The sequence below is a fragment of the Streptomyces sp. NPDC048331 genome, assembly GCF_043201215.1.
Taxonomy (GTDB): Bacteria; Actinomycetota; Actinomycetes; order Streptomycetales; family Streptomycetaceae; genus Streptomyces.
The window spans coordinates 39,046-56,317 of record NZ_JBICYT010000044.1; the positions used below are offsets into that span (position 1 = coordinate 39,046).

Genomic DNA, 17,272 nt, shown 5'->3' on the forward strand with positions numbered 1-17,272 from the left:
GGGTGCGGCGGACGGTGCCGGGCGCGTGGCCGGTCAGCGGGCGACGGGCAGCGAGGCGCTCACCTCCTCCGTGAGTCCCACCGGCCAGGTGTGCACCGGGTCGCCCTTGTGCATCAGCTCGGTGTACCTCCGGGTCGTCGCGGCCAGCGCCTCGTCCCGCTCCAGTCCGGCGGCGAGCGCCCGGTGATAGGTGCCCACCTGCCAGGTCGCCCCGTTCACCCGGCGCCGACAGCGCTCCTCGATGATGCCGAGGTAGTGGTCCCGATCCGCGGGCTCGATGCCCCAGGCGTCCAGCCCCGCCGCCGCCATGGGCAGCAGCTCGTCCAGGACCAGCCGTACGGCGGGCACGCTCGCCAGTCCCCCGGCCCGGCCCCGGCGCGGCCACCGCAGCCGCGCGTCGATCCCGTACCGGCAGGCGGCGTCGAAGTTCGCCTCCGCCTCGGCGAAGGGCAGTCGGGTCCACACCGGTCGCGCCTCGTCCGCGAGGATGCGTACGAGCCCGTAGTAGAAGGCGGCGTTGGCGACGACATCGGCGACGGTGGGCCCGGCCGGCAGCACCCGGTTCTCCACCCGCAGGTGCGGCACGCCGTCGGCGACCCCGTACACGGGCCGGTTCCACCGATAGACGGTGCCGTTGTGCAGGACCAGCTCCTGCAACGCCGGTACCCCGCCCTCGGCCAGCACCCGCAGCGGTTCCTCCTCGTCGCATATCGGCAGCAGCGCGGGGAAGTAGCGGACGTTCTCGGCGAACAGCTCGTACGCCGAGTCCACCCAGCGCTCCCCGAACCAGGTGCGCGGCCGCACGCCCTGCGCCTGGAGCTCGGGCGGCCTGGTGTCGGTGGCCTGCGTGAACAGGGGCGGCCGCGACTCCCGCCACAGCTCACGGCCGAACAGGAAGGGTGAGTTGGCGCCGACGGCTATCTGTACCGCGGCCACCGCCTGCGCCGCGTTCCACACCGCGGAGAACCGTGCCGGGGTCACCTGCAGATGCAGTTGCACGGAGGTGCAGGCGGCCTCCGGCACGATCGACCCGGAGGTCCAGATCAGCCGTTCGACGCCGTCGATGTCGAGCGTGAAGTCCTCCCCGCGCATCATCAGGATCTGCTCGTTGAGCAGCGAGTAGCGATCCACCGCCGAGAGGTTCGCGGCGACCAGGTCCGCGCGGGAGATCGTCGGCAGAATGCCGATCATCACCACTCCGGCGTCGATCTCCGCGGCCTGCCGGTGGGCATAACCGAGCCCGGCGCCGAGTTCCTCGGCGAGCTGGTCGAATACCCGGCCGCCGAGCCGGTGCGGAAGGACGTTCACCTCCAGATTGAACATTCCCAGTTCGGTCTGGAAATCGGTGCTCGCAATCCGCTCCAGCACCTGGGCATTCACCATTCTCGGCATCCCGTCGGCCCCCGCGAGATTCAGCTCGATCTCCAGTCCCATCATGTTCTTGGGGCGATCGAACCTCTTCTCCGCCAGGAGCCGCTCCAGTCCCTCCAGACACTCGTGGAGCTTCCTTCGATACCGCTGCCGATCGGACAGGTCGAATCCGCCTGCCACGACCTTCTCCCCCATCGAAGCGTCCCTCCTCGAGTGGGCCTGGCCCGTGACACCCAGGCGCGCGTTACGGTCGATGATGCCCCGGCAGCGTGATCACTAACGCGCGGGGGGCGTGCGTGGCGAGGAGCGCGCGCCGGTTTGGCCGAAGGGCGCTTCGGCACATTCACCTGGCAAGTCGCGTTATGCAAATTCCGCTCCGACTTTGCCTTGTTCGGATAACCGACGCTTTCCAGCCGAGCCCCCGTCCGGTAACCTCCGAGGTCAGCGCGACATGTTCGCGTGCATGCGGCATGAATGCCATGTCAGCGGGTCCGGTAAGTGCCTTGCCGGCAATAGGCGGGACAGCTAGCCGAAACACTGCGTGAACACATGTCGTATAAACTCCGCAAACGAGGCAGAGAGTTGGCGCGCGGCCATTGCCCCTCGGCCCCCCTCTGGCCCCAGAATGCGAGTCCGCACCTGCCCCCGTTCCACCGGTCTCCCAAGTGAGAGGCGACCCACCATGCCGCTGCATGTCCCTCCGGCTCCCGCGCCCGCCCTGCGCAGCGTCCTCGCGGCACTCGGTTCCCCCACCGCCGTCCACGAGGCGCACACCCCGGCCCTGCGCGCGATCCAGGGGCCGCTGACCGCCGAACTCCCCCTTCCGGTCCACGTCCTCGACCGGTTGGGCATGTCCAACCTCGCGGCCGGCGGCAGGCCTCCGCGCACCCGACTCACGGGCTGGCGGTTCCTGATCCGCAGCGGGGACCGCTACGTCGCGGCGGCCGATACCCGGCTGACTCCCGACGGCTGGGTCTTCTCCCATTTCTTCGAGGGTCCCTACGTCGCGGCCACCGAACGCGCCCTGCGCCAGGCGGAGTCCCTCACGACCGGCTACCAGCCACGGCTGCTGTCGGTGCCGGAGCTCTACATGCTGACCCTGTGGCTGCACGGGGCGGTGGGCGCGGACGCCGCCGCCGGGCTGCCGGCCGGCGAGGACCTGCTGGTGCCCCTCGCCCCGGCCCCGCCCGGCATCGCCGCGTACCGCCCGCATCCGGTCTCCGAGCTGCTGCCCGTACTGACCCGTCGGCTGACCCCGGCACCGGCGGCGGCGCCTTCCTCCCTGGCCGCGCCCGCCGCCTGACCCTAATCACCCATTCGGCCTAGTCCACCCGGGCCACGTGCGAACCATCCGAAATGACAGGGGAGTTGGCCTGAACCGCCCGCACGAGTGATGCGTCATCAATCTGTGAGGACAGCTGCCGGGAAATACCTGCGAAGCGGCTGTCATGGGGGAAGACTGATGACACGCTCCCCGCGGGTGCGGGGATGACCCAGGGGGACGGCCATGACTCACGTATCGAGCCGTAGCACACAGACCACACCGCAGCGAAAGAACGCATCCATGTGCCAGCACCAGCCAGCCTGCCCGTCAGCCGAATCCGCCGACCGGGAGGCCGCGCGCCCGGTGGCCAACCACCCGGAGCAGGGCTGGAGCCTGCTGTGCAATGGCGTCCTGCTCTTCGAGGACACCGGTGAACTGCTGCCGGACGGCCAGATCATCGCCCCGCACCGCCCGCTCGCGGCGGCCTAGGCGATCGAGCTGTCCGAACGACCGTAGAACGACGAAGGGGCCGGTCCGGGGAAATCCCGGACCGGCCCCTCACTCATGTCAGGCGTCGTACTCGTCCAGCGGCGGGCAGGAGCACACCAGGTTCCGGTCGCCGAACGCACCGTCGATGCGGCGCACCGGCGGCCAGTACTTCTCGGCGGCCGTGACCCCGCCCGGGAAGACGGCCTCGTCGCGGGTGTACGGGTGGTTCCACTCGCCGCCCAGCGCCGCAGCGGTGTGCGGGGAGTTGGCCAGCGGGTTGTCGTCCACCGGCCACTCGCCGCCCGCGACCCGCTCGATCTCACCACGGATGGCGATCATCGCGTCGCAGAAACGGTCGATCTCGGCGAGGTCCTCGGACTCCGTCGGCTCGATCATCAGCGTGCCCGCGACCGGGAAGGACATGGTCGGCGCGTGGAAGCCGTAGTCGATCAGACGCTTGGCGATGTCGTCCACGCTCACGCCCGTGGCCTTCGACAGCGGCCGCAGGTCGATGATGCACTCGTGCGCGACCAGGTTGGCCGGGCCGGTGTAGAGCACCGGGTAGTGCGGCTCCAGGCGCTTGGCGATGTAGTTGGCACCGAGCACCGCCACCTGGGTGGCGCGCTTGAGGCCCTCGCCGCCCATCAGCCGGACGTACGACCAGGAGATCGGCAGGATGCCCGCCGAACCCCACGGAGCGGCCGAGATCGGGCCGACGCCCGTCTCCGGGCCCGCGGTGGGCTGCAACGGGTGGTTCGGCAGGTACGGGGCCAGGTGCGCCCGGACACCGACCGGGCCGACGCCCGGGCCGCCGCCGCCGTGCGGGATGCAGAAGGTCTTGTGCAGGTTGAGGTGCGAGACGTCGCCGCCGAAGTGACCCGGCTTGGCGAGGCCCACCAGGGCGTTCAGGTTGGCACCGTCGACGTAGACCTGGCCGCCGGCCTCGTGCACCTGGGCGCAGATGTCGGCGACGTGCTCCTCGAACACACCGTGCGTCGAGGGGTAGGTGATCATCAGCACGGCGAGTTCGTCGCGGTGCTGCTCGATCTTGGCGCGCAGGTCGGCCGTGTCCACCTCGCCGTCGTCGGCGGTCTTGACGACGACGACCTTCATGCCGGCCATCACGGCGCTGGCCGCGTTGGTGCCGTGCGCGGAGGACGGGATCAGGCAGACGGTGCGCTGCTCGTCACCGTTCGCGCGGTGGTAGGCACGGACGGCCAGCAGACCGGCGAGCTCACCCTGGGAACCGGCGTTCGGCTGGATGGAGACCTTGTCGTAGCCGGTCACCTCACAGAGACGTTCCTCCAGCTCGTTGATGAGCGTGAGGTAGCCCTCGGCCTGCTCCACCGGCGCGAAGGGGTGCAGCTGGCCGAACTCGGGCCAGGTCACCGGCTCCATCTCGGTGGTCGCGTTGAGCTTCATGGTGCAGGAGCCCAGCGGGATCATGCCGCGGTCCAGCGCGTAGTCCTTGTCCGAGAGCTTGCGCAGGTAGCGCAGCATCGCGGTCTCGGAGCGGTGCTGGTGGAAGACCGGGTGGGTCAGGTACACGTCCGAGCGCAGCAGGCCCTCGGGCAGCGTGTCGGCCGTGGCCGTGTCCAGCGCCTCGATGTCGGCGGTGACGCCGAAAGCGGCCCAGACGGCCTCGATGTCGGCGCGCAGGGTGGTCTCGTCGCAGGCCACGGAGACCAGGTCGGCGTCGACCTGGAACAGGTTGACCCCGCCCTCGCGGGCGGCGGCGACGACCTCGGCGGCACGGCCCGGGACGCGCGCGGTGATCGTGTCGAAGTAGGAGCCGTGCACGATCTCGACCCCGCCGGCGGTCAGGCCGGCGGCGAGCAGCGTGGCGTAGCGGTGGGTGCGGCTCGCGATCGTCCGCAGGCCGTCCGGGCCGTGGTAGACGGCGTACATGCCGGCCATGACGGCGAGCAGCACCTGCGCGGTACAGATGTTGCTGGTGGCCTTCTCACGGCGGATGTGCTGCTCGCGGGTCTGGAGCGCGAGGCGGTAGGCCTTGTTGCCGTCCTTGTCCACGGAGACGCCGACGAGGCGGCCGGGCAGCGAGCGGGCGTGCTTGTCCTGGACGGCCATGTAACCGGCGTGCGGTCCGCCGAAGCCCATCGGGACACCGAAGCGCTGGGTGGTGCCGACGGCGATGTCCGCGCCGAGCGAACCCGGCGAGGTCAGCAGGGTCAGGGCGAGCAGGTCGGCCGCGACGGCGACGATCGCGCCGAGCTCGTGGGCTTGGTCGATGACCGGCTTGATGTCCCGGACGGCACCGGAGGCACCCGGGTACTGGACCAGGACACCGTAGACACCGCGCTCGGCGACCTCGGCGGGGATGCCGGCGGACAGGTCGGCGACGACGACCTCGATGCCGATCGGCTCGGCGCGGGTCTGGATGACGGCGATGGTCTGCGGCAGCGCGTCGGCGTCCACCAGGAAGACGTTGCCCTTGGACTTGCCCACACGGCGGGCCAGGGTCATGGCCTCGGCGGCCGCGGTGCCCTCGTCGAGCAGCGAGGCGCCCGAGGTCGGCAGCCCGGTCAGCTCGGCGACGACCGTCTGGAAGTTCAGGAGCGCCTCGAGGCGGCCCTGGGAGATCTCCGGCTGGTAGGGCGTGTACGCCGTGTACCAGGCCGGGTTCTCCATGACGTTGCGGAGGATCACCGGCGGCGTGAAGGTCCCGTAGTAACCGAGACCGATCATGGGCGAGAGGACCTGGTTGCGGTCGGCGAGCGAACGGAGCTCGGCCAGCACCTCGGCCTCGGTGCGCGCCTCGGGCAGGTCGAGCGCCTCGGCGGTCTTGATCACATCCGGGACCGCGGCAGCGGTCAATTCGTCCAGGGAGCCGTAGCCCACCTGGGCGAGCATCTTCGCCTGCGCCTCGGCATCCGGGCCGATGTGGCGCTGTTCGAAGGGGATGCCTCGCTCCAGCTGGGAGAGCGGAATGCGGTTGGCGGTCATGTACGGAGGCCTCCTGGTCGTATGACCTGCGAGGGGCACCACGGCGCGGGCACCCGGACGGCCTCCCCCTCTGTCATCTGCACCTGAGAGTTTCACCGGAGTCACGGGGGTCTCCCGAGGATCCGGCTTTCACCGTCGGTGAGGAGGGGGACCGGCACTGCGCCCGGTACCCGCCCTGCTTTCCAGAGTGGCCTCGTCCGTGCGGTACGTATGCCTGAGAGATTCCGGGGAGGATTTGCTCCTTCGGCGCCTCCGTCTTGCTCACTCGGAGGACTCTCCCGCACAGGGTCGACAGCCGTTCACCAGCGTACCAGCGAGGATCTGGACCCTCCCCGAGTGGCCTCCGCTGCGGATATGCACTTCTGTAGTCATTACGGAGCAGTTGCGACCTTTTGGAGGGACCGTGCAGACCGACATCGATCCGCGCAGCCTGATCGGCCGCAAGGCGTTCGACCGCAATGGCACCAAGATCGGCACGATCGACGAGGTCTACCTCGACGATGCCACGGGCGTCCCGGAGTGGGCGGCGGTCCGGACGGGGCTCTTCAGCCGCGACGCGTTCGTCCCCCTGGAGCCGAGCGAGCTGGTGGGCGACACCCTGCGGGTGCCCTTCGAACGCGCCCTGATCAGGGACGCCCCGGACTTCGGTGTCGGGCGCCACCTCTCCCCCGAACAGGAACTGCAGCTTTACCACCACTACGGACTGGACACGACCCTACCGACGGACTTCAACCGCGACTTCGGCCGCCTGGCGGGTGACGAGAGCTAGGTCCTGATCCGAAGGACACGCCCCGAGCCCTAGGCGGAGCCGGTGCTCCCTTCGGGGCGCTCCCCCACCAGCGGCAGCGGATCGGACGGCTCCAGCTCGGGGTCGTCCACCCGGAAGGTCCGCACCCGGCCGGGCTCCGATCCGGGCTGCTCGAACCGTACGGTCACCCGCCCGACGCCACTGCCCTGCACCCATCCGGGCCCGTACACGGCATGCCGTACGTCGCTCCCGGCCATCCAGCGTCGCTCAGGGGCCGGCTCCGGCTCCGCGGGCGGCTCCATGGCCCCGTGGGCTCCCTCGGCCCCCACCTCGGCCGCACCGGCCGCCACAGCTCCCCCTCCGGCCCCATCGGTCCCATCGGTCCCGCCTGACCCGTCGGACCCGTCCGATGCGGCGGACCGGTCCACCCCGTCCGGCTCAGCGGCGAGCGACTGCGCGAACAGGTCCTCCTGCGTGTAGTCCGCCAGCCCGCTCACCCCGACCCCCAGCAGCCTCACCCCGCCCGTGGTGTCCACCCCCTCCAGCAGCCGCGCCGCCGCCTCCCGCACCACCGCCGGGTCGTCCGTGGGCCCCCGCAGGGTCTCGGACCGGGTCAGCGTGGAGAAGTCGTACCGGCGCACCTTGAGCACGATCGTGCGCCCGGAGTGCCCCGAATCCCGCAGCCGCCGCACGCACCGGTCCGCGAGCCGCTGCACCTCGCCGCGGATCCTGACCCGGTCGTGCAGGTCCACGTCGAAGGTGTCCTCGACCGACACCGATTTCGCGTCCCGCTCCGCGACCACCGGCCGGTCGTCCAGTCCGAGCGCCATCCGGTACAGCCCGGCACCGGCCGAGCGGCCGACCATCCGGACCAGCTCGTCCTCGCCGGCCTCCGCCAGCTCCCCCACCGTGGTGATCCCGGCCCGGCGCAGGTGCTCGCCCGTGGCCGGCCCCACCCCGGGCAGGGTCCGTACCGACATCGGCGCGAGCAGCTCGCGCTCCGTCCCCGGTTCGATCAGCAGCAGCCCGGCCGGTTTGGCCTCCTCGGAGGCCACCTTGGCCAGCATCTTCGACCCGGCGAGCCCCACCGACCCGCTGAGTCCCGTGGCGGCGCGGATGTCCGCCCGCAGCCGCTCGCCCGTCTCCCGCGCGCTGCGCGCGTCGAAGGCCACCCCGCCCGCCTCCAGGTCCACGAAGGCCTCGTCCAGGCTCAGGGGCTCCACCAGGGGCGACAGCTCGCGCAGCAGGGCCATCACCACGTCGCTGACCTGCCGGTAGAGACTGAAGCGGGGGATCAGGTACGCGCCGTTCGGGCAGAGCCGCCGCGCCTGCCCCATCGGCATCGCGGAGTGCACCCCGAAGCGCCGGGCCTCGTACGAGGCGGTGGCGACGACGCCACGCGGCCCGAGGCCGCCGACGATGACGGCCTTGCCGCGCAGGCTCGGCTTCGACGCCTGTTCCACGGAGGCGTAGAAGGCATCCATGTCCAGATGCAGGATGGTCGGCGCGGCTCTCACAGCCCGATGCTGCCCTACACCACTGACAACGCCTCGGCTCGGGTCAGACGGCTCGGTTGCGGCGGGCGGCCAGCTCGTCCGTCGGGTTGTGCCGGACCAGGGTCTCGCCGGTGTCCACCCGCTCCCCGTGCAACTGCGACAGCGCGCTCTCGACGTCGGACCACACCACGCCCACGGCGATGCCGAAAACGCCCTGCCCGCCCTGGAGCAGGCTCACGACCTGGTCCGGCGAGGTGCACTCGTACACGGTGGCGCCGTCGCTCATCAGCGTCATCCGTTCCAGGTCCGAGAACCCGCGGTCCTGGAGGTGCTGGACGGCGGTGCGGATGTTCTGCAGCGCCACCCCGGTGTCCAGGAAGCGCTTGACGATCTTGAGGACCACGACGTCGCGGAAGCTGTAGAGCCGCTGCGTCCCCGTCCCGTAGACGGCCCGCACGCTGGGCTCCACCAGCCCGGTCCGGGCCCAGTAGTCGAGCTGCCGGTACGTGATGCCGGCCGCGGCGCACGCCGTCGGCCCGCGGTAGCCGATCTGCTCGGGCTCCGGGTCACCGCCCACCGGTCCGACCGGCGTCGACTCCGGCTGACGGCGCGCCGAACCGACCGCACCGCCGCGCAGCGGGTACGGCCCAGCCTCACTCCGTACGGGGATGCCCCCGGTCGTACCGTCGCCCGTGATCCTCACGCCGACCCTCCGTCCTTGACCTGCCCACCTTGAAGGTAGGCAGTCACCAGGGGTGCGTCAACGATCGCCACACTCGGCACGCCGAGTGATAATCACCCTGAGAGTGGTTTCCCGTATCCCTTTGCGGGGAAAGGCTAATCGAATGGGCTGAAGATCCCCGAGGACGACGCGGCCGACGTGTCACTGCGGGCCGGTACCGAAGTCCTCCGGCGAGATCTGGTCGAGGAACTCGCGGAACTTCTCCACCTCGTCCTCCTGCTCGTCCGGAATGGCGATTCCGGCGTCGTCCAGCACCCCGTCACTGCCGTAGATCGGCGTCCCCGTCCGCAGGGCGAGGGCTATGGCGTCGGAAGGACGCGCACTCACCTCGACCCCACTGGCGAAGACGAGCTCCGCGTAGAAGACGCCCTCCCGCAGATCCGTGATGCGGACCTCGGTGAGCTCCTCGCCGATCGCCTCCAGCACGTCCTTGAACAGGTCGTGCGTCAGCGGTCGGGCAGGGGCCATCCCCTGCTGCGCGAAGGCAATGGCAGTCGCCTCCCCTGGACCGATCCAGATGGGGAGGTACCGGTCGCCTCCCACTTCACGCAGGAGCACGATCGGTTGGTTGGAGGGCATTTCCACCCGGACACCCACAACGTCGAGCTCGTTCACACAGCAACCCTAGGACCTGCTCGGCAGGTTTGGGTAGTCGGGCCCCCCACCTCAGGGCAGCCGAACCCCGAGAGCGGTCTGTACGAGGGCCTCGTGGAGCCGTACGGAAAGCCCCGCGAGCTCCTTCAAAGTGGCCTCCGCGTGAGCTCTGGTCTGCGGATTGCGATGCCTGCGCAGCGGTGCCACGACCTGCTCCACCAGCCCCGCCTCACGGTCGGCCGCGGCCTTCATCGCGCGCAGGTGCCGCGGTTCCAGCCCGAAGCGGCCGAGGTCGGCCACCAGCCGGGCCACCGTGACGGCCTCGGCGTCGAATCCGCCGTCCGCGCCCTCGGTGAGCAGCCCGTACGACTCCCACTCGACCAGCTGCACCTCGTCCACCCCGGCGGCCGCGAGCAGCTCGGCCCGGCCCACACGTGCCACGGTGGGGCGCTCCCGCCCCACTTCGCCGTAGACGGCCGCCGGTCCGGACGGATCGACGGAATCCCCGTGGGCGGTGGGCGCCGGGATGCGGATCTGTTCCCCGCGGGCGAGCGCGTCGAGCTGCTCGCGGATGACCTTCAGCGGCAGGTAGTGGTCCCGCTGCAGGCGCAGGATGCGGGCGAGCCGCTCCACGTCGTCGGTGCTGAACTTGCGGTATCCCGAAGGTGTGCGTCGAGGCTCGACGAGTCCCTCCGCCTCCAGGAAACGGATCTTCGAGATGGTGACTTCGGGAAACTCGTCACGCAGCGTGGTGAGCACCGTGCCGATGCTCACCAGCCGCCCGGCCGGGCCGGCGGTGCCGGCGGTGCCACTTCGCGGGGCACCGCCGGTCGGGGTACGCAGCATGGAACCTTCCCTAAAAGGGTCAGATGCCCCGCAGGCTCGCGTAGAAGACCAGCCGGTACTTGCCGATCTGCACCTCGTCGCCGTTCTGCAGAGCGACGGAGTCGATCGGTTCACGGTTCACGTACGTGCCGTTGAGGCTGCCGACATCGGCGACGGTGAAGCCGCCTTCCTGGCTCCGGCGGAATTCGACATGGCGCCGGGAGACGGTGACGTCGTCCAGGAAGATGTCGCTCTGCGGGTGGCGGCCGGCCGTGGTCAGCTCACCGTCCAGCAGGAAACGACTCCCGGAGTTGGGACCGCGCCGCACGATGAGCAGCGCGGAACCGGGGGGCAGCGCTTCCACCGCGGCCTGCGCCTCGGGGGACAGCGAGGAGGACGACACGTGCGGTTGTCCCGACACCTCGGCCTCGTAGGCCTCGAGGCCCGAGATCGAGATCGTGGACGTGGTCTCCGAGGCACGCTCCGGCGTCAGACCCGCCCGCAGCGGCGCACCGCAGTTCGAGCAGAACCGACTGGCCGCATCGCTGCGGTGTCCGCACCTGCTGCAAATCTGCTCGGCCGACATGGACGGCTCCTCGCGCCGCGGGTACCCCGCGGATGCATTGGTGGCATACGGGTCGGGGGCAAACCCTCCACCCGCACTTGAGGTTGATGGTTCACCGAAACCTATGCGTCCGGTACCAGCAGGGTCAACAGACGACGCGCCGGAGCCACCCGGAACATCTCCCGCGCCGGCGACTTCGTCGCGGAAGAGCGGCCGGTCGCCCTGCCCTTCCACGTCCCCGTGCCCGGCGCGGTGCCGTGCCGCGCCGCCTTCCTCGCGGTTCTTCTTGCCGAACAACTTCTCAAACAACTTCACGGGCGATTCCCCTTGACCGAAATAGACCCGCCCGTGGGGCAGGACGAACTCCGAATGCAGACACCTGCCGACCCGGACATTCTCACAACGTCCGTAACCACCAGACAGTTTCCACCACGCACCGCGACTTCGGTGCGCCGACCCCCCGCAGGCATCCGCCCGCGTGGGCCGCTCCACTCCTCACTCCGCATCATCCCGATGACGACCGAGCGTAGTCAGGCTGCTTCGCAGCCCGCAAGGCATCCACAACGATCTTCGCCGACCGTGTGACGGCGACGGTGGCCTGCTCCTTCTCCAGCGTCTGGACGACACCGCCGGGAATGTTCAGCGCGGGCTCCAGATCCTGGGGCTTGCCGATCACCTTGAACTCATAGGGTTGTGTGATCTTCTTACCGTCGATGGCGACCCCGCCGTCCTCGTCCGAGAAGAACGAGCTCGCCACGATGCGCACCCCGTTGATCTGGATCGCCTCCGCCCCGGCCGCCCGCAGCTCCTGGAGCGTGTCCAGCAGTTGGTCGGACTGCACCTGCCCCGTGGGATCCGTGATCTTCAGCGTGATGCCCGGCCCCTGGGCTGCCACGGTACCGGCCAGGATGCCGAGTTGGCGTTCCTTCTCGACGGTCTGCTTGCGCGCCTCCTCGGCCTGGTCCGAGCTGCTCTCCAGCTCCTTGCGCTGGTCCTCCAGACGCTGCTTCTCGTCCTCCAAGCGCTTGGTCCGCCCGTCGAGCTCGTCGAGGATCCGTACGAGGTCCTCCTGACGGGCCCCGCGCAGCGCGCTGGAGTCGCTGTTGGACCGGACCTGGATCGCGAGACCGAGGCCCAGGACGAACAGGAGCAGTGCGACGATCAGTTGGGCCCGGCTCACCCGCGGGGGCCACAGTCCGGCCGCGAGCCGCTGCCGACCGGTCTCCTCGGGCTGCGCCGGCGCCCCCTCGGAAGGCTCCGAGGGCTTGGGCGCCTGCGGGGGCCCCGCGGGCACCGAGGACCGCGGCGGCTGCGGGGCCTGCGGCAGCTCAGGAGACTGCTGAGGCTCAGGAGACTTCGGGGTCTCAGGGGCCTTCGAGGGCTCGGGGGCGCGCTCGGGGACCTTGTGCGGCTCCGCCGGCCGGCCCGTGCCCGCCGGCTCCTCAGGGTTGTCACTCGTACTCATCGGCCTCACGCCCGGAACACGTGCCGGCGGATCGCCGCGGCGTTGGAGAAGATGCGGATGCCGAGGACCACGACCACACCCGTGGACAGCTGTGAACCCACCCCGAGCTTGTCGCCGAGGAAGACGATCAGCGCCGCCACCACCACGTTGGACAGGAACGACACCACGAAGACCTTGTCCACGAAGATGCCGTCCAGCATCGCGCGGAGGCCGCCGAACACCGCGTCCAGCGCCGCCACGACGGCGATCGGCAGATATGGCTCCACCACGGCCGGCACTTCGGGTCGGACCAGAAGTCCGGCCACCACTCCGGCCAAGAGGCCCAGTACCGCGATCACGATGCACCCTTCTGCTGCTCTGCCGGTGTTGCTGTACGTACGGTCAGGCTCGACGCGGCCGGCAGCCGCAGGTCGTCCGCCGGGGACAGGGCGGAACGGATCCCGTAGCTCTCCTGCAACACGTGCAGGTACTGTCCGTCCGCCGAGTCCTGGAAGGCCGTTCCGAGCCGCTTCTTGTCCCCCACCGCCAGCACTTCGTACGGCGGCACCAGCGGCCTGTTGTCGACCAGTATCGCGTCACCCGCGGCCCTGATCGCCGACAGTTCCGTCAGCCGCTGTCCGTTGATGGAGATGGCCTCCGCCCCGGACTGCCACAGCCCGTTGACGATCTTCTGCATGTCCCGGTCACGGAGCCTGCCGGTGTCCGAGAAGCCCGAGCTTTCGCGCGGTTTGCCACCGCCGCCCGACGAGGCGCCCTTCGCATCGTCCACGACCAGCTTGATCCCCGGCCCGCGGACCTCCGTGGCACCCGCCAGCAGGGCCACGAGCTCGCCCTGGCCCCCGCCGGGCTGCTTCAGCGCCGCACGTTGGCGGGCCGCGACATCCGTCCTGAGGCGGTCGATGTCACGCTCCAGGCCGTGCGTGCGGTCGTCCGCCCGCTCCACCCGGTCGATCAGCTCCTGACGCTCCTTGGCCAGCACCGGCGCCGCTATCCGCGCCTCGGCCGCGCCGAGCGTGACGACCATGGCGGTGACGACGAGGCCGGCGGCGAGCCCCAGTTTGGCCTTGAGGGTGCGGGGCAGGCCCGCCGTGCCCTCCGCCTCGCGCCGGGCCGCGGCTTCCGCGTAGCCCTCGTCGAGACTGTGGTCCATCACGTGCGTCAGCAGCGACATGGAGGCGTCCGGGCGCGCAGGGGCAGAAGACGCCGGAGTCCGGTTGTGGGGCGGCTGCGACATGCCGCACATCGTCGCATGTCGGCAGCGCACTCACCCAATGCGTCCATCCGATGGGCCGGGCCGGGCACTCCCCGCACCCGCCCACCGGACGTCCGCCCTACGTCGTCACACGCCGGGCCCTCAGTGGCCGGCGCCCTCCACCACGCCCGCCCACTCGTCGAGCAGGGCCTGCGCGGTGCCGTCGTCGGGGCCCTCGGCCCACAGGTGGGTGACGGCTTCCGCCGGGTCCGGCAGGACCAGCGCCCACCGTCCGTCGGCCTCGACCACCCGCACCCCGTCGGTGGTGTCCACCTGCCGGTCGCCGGCCACCTCCACGACCCGCCGCATGACGAGCCCCTTCACCGCCCACGGCGTCGCCACGTCCCGCCTGAGCACATGAGCCCGCGGAATCCGGGCGTCGATCTGGCTCAAGGTGAGCTGCGTACGCGCCACCAGCCCGAGCAGCTGCACGAACGCGGCCGAGCCGTCGAAGACACTGCCGAACTCCGGAACGATGAAGCCGCCCTGGCCATCGCCACCGAAGATGGTGTTCTCCGCCCGACCCACCCGGGTCAGGTCGTCGGGCGAGGTCGTCGTCCACTCGACCTGCGTACCGTGGTAGGCCGCCACCTGCTCGGCGACCCTGGTCGTGGTCACCGGCAGCGCGACCTTGCCGCTGCGCTTCTCCGCGGCGACCAGGTCGAGCAGCACCAACAGCGCCCGGTCGTCCTCGATGATCCGCCCGCGCTCGTCCACCAGGGAGATCCGCTCGCCCACCGGGTCGAACCGCACGCCGAAGGCGGCCCGCGCCGAGGCCACGATCTCCCCCAGCCGCACCAGACCGGCCCGCCGGGACTCCCTGGTCTCCGTCGGCCGGGACTCGTCGAGCCCCGGGTTGATCGTCAGCGCGTCCACACCGAGCCGACCCAGCAAGCTGGGCAGCACGAGGCCGGCGCTTCCGTTCGAGGCGTCCACGACCACCTTGAGCCCGGCATCGGCGATGCCGGTGGTGTCCACCCTCCGCAGCAGCGAGCCGGTGTAGGCGTCGAAGACACTGCCCGGGAACTGCAGGTCTCCGATCTCCCCGGGGAACGCCCGCCGGTACTCCTGGCGCGCGTACACCCGGTCCAGCTTGCGCTGTCCCTGGAGCGAGAGGTCCGCTCCCCGCTCGTCGAGGAACATGATGTCCACGGAGTCCGGCACCCCCGGCGAGGTCCGCAGCACGATCCCGCCGGCGCTGCCGCGCGCGGTCTGCTGCCGGGCCACGGGCAGCGGTACGTTCTCCAGGTCCCGTACGTTGATGGCGCTGGCCTGGAGCGCGGAGATCACGGCCCGCTTGAGCGCCCTGGCGCCTCGCGAGTGGTCACGGGCCGTCGTGACGATCGCGCCCTTCTTCAGGGTCGTGGCGTACGCGCCGGCGAGCCGGACCACCACCTCGGGAGTGATCTCCACGTTCAGGATCCCGGAGACCCCGCGCGCGCCGAACAGGTGCGCCTGGCCGCGGGACTCCCAGATCACCGAGGTGTTCACGAAGGCACCGGCCTCGATGGTCTTGAACGGGTAGACCCGCACATTGCCCTGGACGATCGATTCCTCACCGACCAGGCACTCGTCACCGATGACGGCCCCGTCCTCGATGCGCGCGGCGCGCATGATGTCGGTGTTCTTCCCGATGACACAGCCGCGGAGATTGCTGTGGGGCCCGATGTACACGTTGTCGTGCACGACGGCCCGGTGCAGGAAGGCGCCGCTCTTGACGACGACGTTCGACCCGACGACGGTGTGCTCGCGGATCTCGGCGCCGGCTTCGACCTTGGCGTAGTCCCCGATGTAGAGCGGCCCGCGCAGCACCGCGTCGGGGCTGACCTCCGCCCCTTCGGCGATCCACACCCCGGGGGAGATCTCGAAGCCGTCCATCTCGATCTGGACCTTGCCCTCGAGCACGTCGGCCTGTGCCTTGACGTAGCTCTCGTGCGTGCCGACGTCCTCCCAGTAGCCCTCGGCGACATAGCCGAAGATGGGCTTGCCTTCCTTCATCAGCTGCGGGAAGACATCACCGGACCAGTCGACGGACACGTCCGGGTCCACGTAGTCGAAGACCTCGGGCTCCATGACGTAGATGCCCGTGTTGACGGTGTCCGAGAACACCTGTCCCCAGGTCGGCTTCTCCAGGAACCGCTCGACCTTGCCCTGCTCGTCCACGATCGTGATGCCGAATTCCAGCGGGTTGGGCACCCGGGTCAGGCACACCGTGACGAGGGCGCCCTTCTCCTTGTGGAAGCGGATCAGATCGGTGAGGTCGAAGTCGGTGAGCGCGTCGCCGGAAATGACGACGAAGGCATCGTCCTTCAGGGCCTCCTCGGCATTCTTCACGCTGCCGGCAGTGCCGAGTGGCTTCTCCTCGTGGGCATAGGTGAGCTCCATTCCGAGCTCTTCGCCATCCCCGAAATAGTTCTTGACGAGTGACGCCAGGAACTGCACGGTGACCACGGTCTCGCTGAGCCCATGCCGCTTGAGCAGCCTGAGCACATGCTCCATGATCGGCCGGTTGGCCACCGGCAGGAGCGGCTTGGGCATGCTCGAAGTCATGGGGCGAAGACGCGTGCCCTCGCCACCGGCCATCACGACGGCCTTCATGTCGGAAGAGTCCTCCTTGGGAGACGACAGTCGTACCGACCTTCGCCCGTCTCGGTCGGTGACTTCGCAACTCCTCCGCGTCATCCGGCGCCGGGCGGGCTCAATCGGTCGTGGAGTCAGCCTTCACCAGACGGCGGACTTGAACCACGTAAAGGATTCCTGCCCACCAGTAGAGGGTTGTACCCCATACGGCGAACGCCCATCCGAAAACTGCGGCCAACCAGGCCAACCAGCCGCTTCCGTCACTGAGCAGGAGCAAGGGAAACGCGTACATCAGGTTGAAGGTGGCGGCCTTGCCGAGGAAGTTGACCTGCGGCGGCGGATATCCGTGTCGGCGCAGGATCCACACCATGACCAGCAACATCAGCTCACGCGCGAGCAACGCGCCGGTGAGCCACAGCGGCAGGATCTCGCGATAAGTCAGACCGAAGAGTGTCGACAGGATGTAGAGCCGGTCCGCGGCAGGATCGAGCAGCCGCCCGAGCTTGCTGATCTGATTCCAGCGCCGTGCGAGCTTCCCGTCGAGGTAGTCGCTGATCCCGCTGAGCATGAGGACGGCAAGAGCCCACCCGTCGTACTCCGCGAGGATCAACCACAAGAACAGGGGCACGCCGGCCAGGCGAGCCATGCTCAGGATGTTGGGAATGGTGAAAATTCGGTCAGTCTGAACCCGAGTCTCCTGGACCTCCACCCGGGGGCCTCCACTGTGACTGTAGAAATCGGTCGTTCGATGCCCCCTGACCCTACAGGAGACCGCACACGTGTCCTGAACGCAGGAAAGCCCCGCACCGAACCCTAAGGGTTGGTGCGGGGCTTTCCCACAATGATTGTTCGGCGGCGTCCTACTCTCCCACAGGGTCCCCCCTGCAGTACCATCGGCGCTGAAAGGCTTAGCTTCC

At 69.7% G+C, this 17,272-nt stretch carries 15 protein-coding genes and 1 riboswitch; of the genes, 3 read left to right on the plus strand and 12 right to left on the minus strand.

Annotated elements, in window-relative coordinates; genetic code table 11:
- Positions 1-33 precede the first annotated feature (33 nt).
- The gene (locus ACGFYY_RS36460) at positions 34-1,566 is read right to left on the minus strand and encodes a glutamate-cysteine ligase family protein (RefSeq protein WP_393716184.1); all 1,533 of its coding nucleotides are present in this window, start codon (positions 1,564-1,566) and stop codon (positions 34-36) included.
- Between the two features lie 487 nt (positions 1,567-2,053).
- On the opposite strand from ACGFYY_RS36460, the gene ACGFYY_RS36465 reads away from it, so the two are divergent.
- Both ACGFYY_RS36465 and ACGFYY_RS36470 read left to right on the plus strand, forming a co-directional pair.
- Positions 2,054-2,674 carry a hypothetical protein gene (locus ACGFYY_RS36465; RefSeq protein ID WP_030770351.1) on the plus strand — a complete coding sequence of 207 codons (621 nt, stop codon included), beginning with the start codon at positions 2,054-2,056 and terminating at the stop codon, positions 2,672-2,674.
- 261 nt (positions 2,675-2,935) lie between these two features.
- The gene (locus ACGFYY_RS36470; RefSeq protein WP_030009772.1) at positions 2,936-3,124 is read left to right on the plus strand and encodes a DUF5999 family protein; all 189 of its coding nucleotides are present in this window, start codon (positions 2,936-2,938) and stop codon (positions 3,122-3,124) included.
- 78 nt (positions 3,125-3,202) lie between these two features.
- Here ACGFYY_RS36470 and gcvP read toward each other — a convergent pair whose 3' ends face one another.
- Positions 3,203-6,088 carry an aminomethyl-transferring glycine dehydrogenase gene (gene gcvP / locus ACGFYY_RS36475; RefSeq protein WP_393716187.1) on the minus strand — a complete coding sequence of 962 codons (2,886 nt, stop codon included), beginning with the start codon at positions 6,086-6,088 and terminating at the stop codon, positions 3,203-3,205.
- Positions 6,089-6,280: 192 nt separating this feature from the next.
- Positions 6,281-6,379: riboswitch (glycine riboswitch) on the minus strand.
- Between the two features lie 112 nt (positions 6,380-6,491).
- Here gcvP and ACGFYY_RS36480 point away from each other — a divergent pair.
- Entirely contained in the window at positions 6,492-6,857 is a 366-nt protein-coding gene (locus ACGFYY_RS36480; protein WP_328964167.1) for a PRC-barrel domain-containing protein, read from the plus strand.
- Between the two features lie 29 nt (positions 6,858-6,886).
- On the opposite strand, the gene ACGFYY_RS36485 is transcribed toward ACGFYY_RS36480, so the two are convergent.
- The 10 genes from ACGFYY_RS36485 to ACGFYY_RS36530 form a co-directional block, all read right to left on the minus strand.
- Positions 6,887-8,353: a DNA polymerase IV gene (locus ACGFYY_RS36485; protein WP_393716189.1), complete on the minus strand. Its 1,467-nt coding sequence runs from the start codon at positions 8,351-8,353 to the stop codon at positions 6,887-6,889.
- A gap of 43 nt (positions 8,354-8,396) precedes the next feature.
- The gene (locus ACGFYY_RS36490; protein ID WP_393716191.1) at positions 8,397-9,035 is read right to left on the minus strand and encodes a MerR family transcriptional regulator; all 639 of its coding nucleotides are present in this window, start codon (positions 9,033-9,035) and stop codon (positions 8,397-8,399) included.
- A 180-nt stretch (positions 9,036-9,215) separates the two neighbouring features.
- Positions 9,216-9,689: a bifunctional nuclease family protein gene (locus ACGFYY_RS36495; RefSeq protein WP_030009777.1), complete on the minus strand. Its 474-nt coding sequence runs from the start codon at positions 9,687-9,689 to the stop codon at positions 9,216-9,218.
- 51 nt (positions 9,690-9,740) lie between these two features.
- A complete protein-coding gene (locus ACGFYY_RS36500) occupies positions 9,741-10,514 on the minus strand; it encodes a MerR family transcriptional regulator (protein WP_393716193.1) in 774 nt (257 codons plus the stop codon).
- 19 nt (positions 10,515-10,533) lie between these two features.
- Positions 10,534-11,481, minus strand: coding sequence for an FHA domain-containing protein (locus ACGFYY_RS36505; RefSeq protein ID WP_365277190.1), 948 nt, complete (start codon positions 11,479-11,481; stop codon positions 10,534-10,536).
- A gap of 82 nt (positions 11,482-11,563) precedes the next feature.
- Positions 11,564-12,523 carry a DUF881 domain-containing protein gene (locus tag ACGFYY_RS36510; protein ID WP_393716195.1) on the minus strand — a complete coding sequence of 320 codons (960 nt, stop codon included), beginning with the start codon at positions 12,521-12,523 and terminating at the stop codon, positions 11,564-11,566.
- 5 nt (positions 12,524-12,528) lie between these two features.
- On the minus strand, positions 12,529-12,861 hold the full coding sequence (locus ACGFYY_RS36515; protein WP_030010496.1) for a small basic family protein: 333 nt from the start codon (positions 12,859-12,861) through the stop codon (positions 12,529-12,531).
- Positions 12,858-13,766: a DUF881 domain-containing protein gene (locus tag ACGFYY_RS36520; protein WP_393716197.1), complete on the minus strand. Its 909-nt coding sequence runs from the start codon at positions 13,764-13,766 to the stop codon at positions 12,858-12,860. Before ACGFYY_RS36520 ends, ACGFYY_RS36515 begins: the two co-directional genes overlap by 4 nt.
- A 111-nt stretch (positions 13,767-13,877) precedes the next feature.
- Positions 13,878-16,373 carry a sugar phosphate nucleotidyltransferase gene (locus ACGFYY_RS36525; protein WP_393716199.1) on the minus strand — a complete coding sequence of 832 codons (2,496 nt, stop codon included), beginning with the start codon at positions 16,371-16,373 and terminating at the stop codon, positions 13,878-13,880.
- A gap of 100 nt (positions 16,374-16,473) precedes the next feature.
- A complete protein-coding gene (locus ACGFYY_RS36530; protein ID WP_365277187.1) occupies positions 16,474-17,064 on the minus strand; it encodes a CDP-alcohol phosphatidyltransferase family protein in 591 nt (196 codons plus the stop codon).
- Between the last annotated feature and the right edge of the window lie 208 nt (positions 17,065-17,272).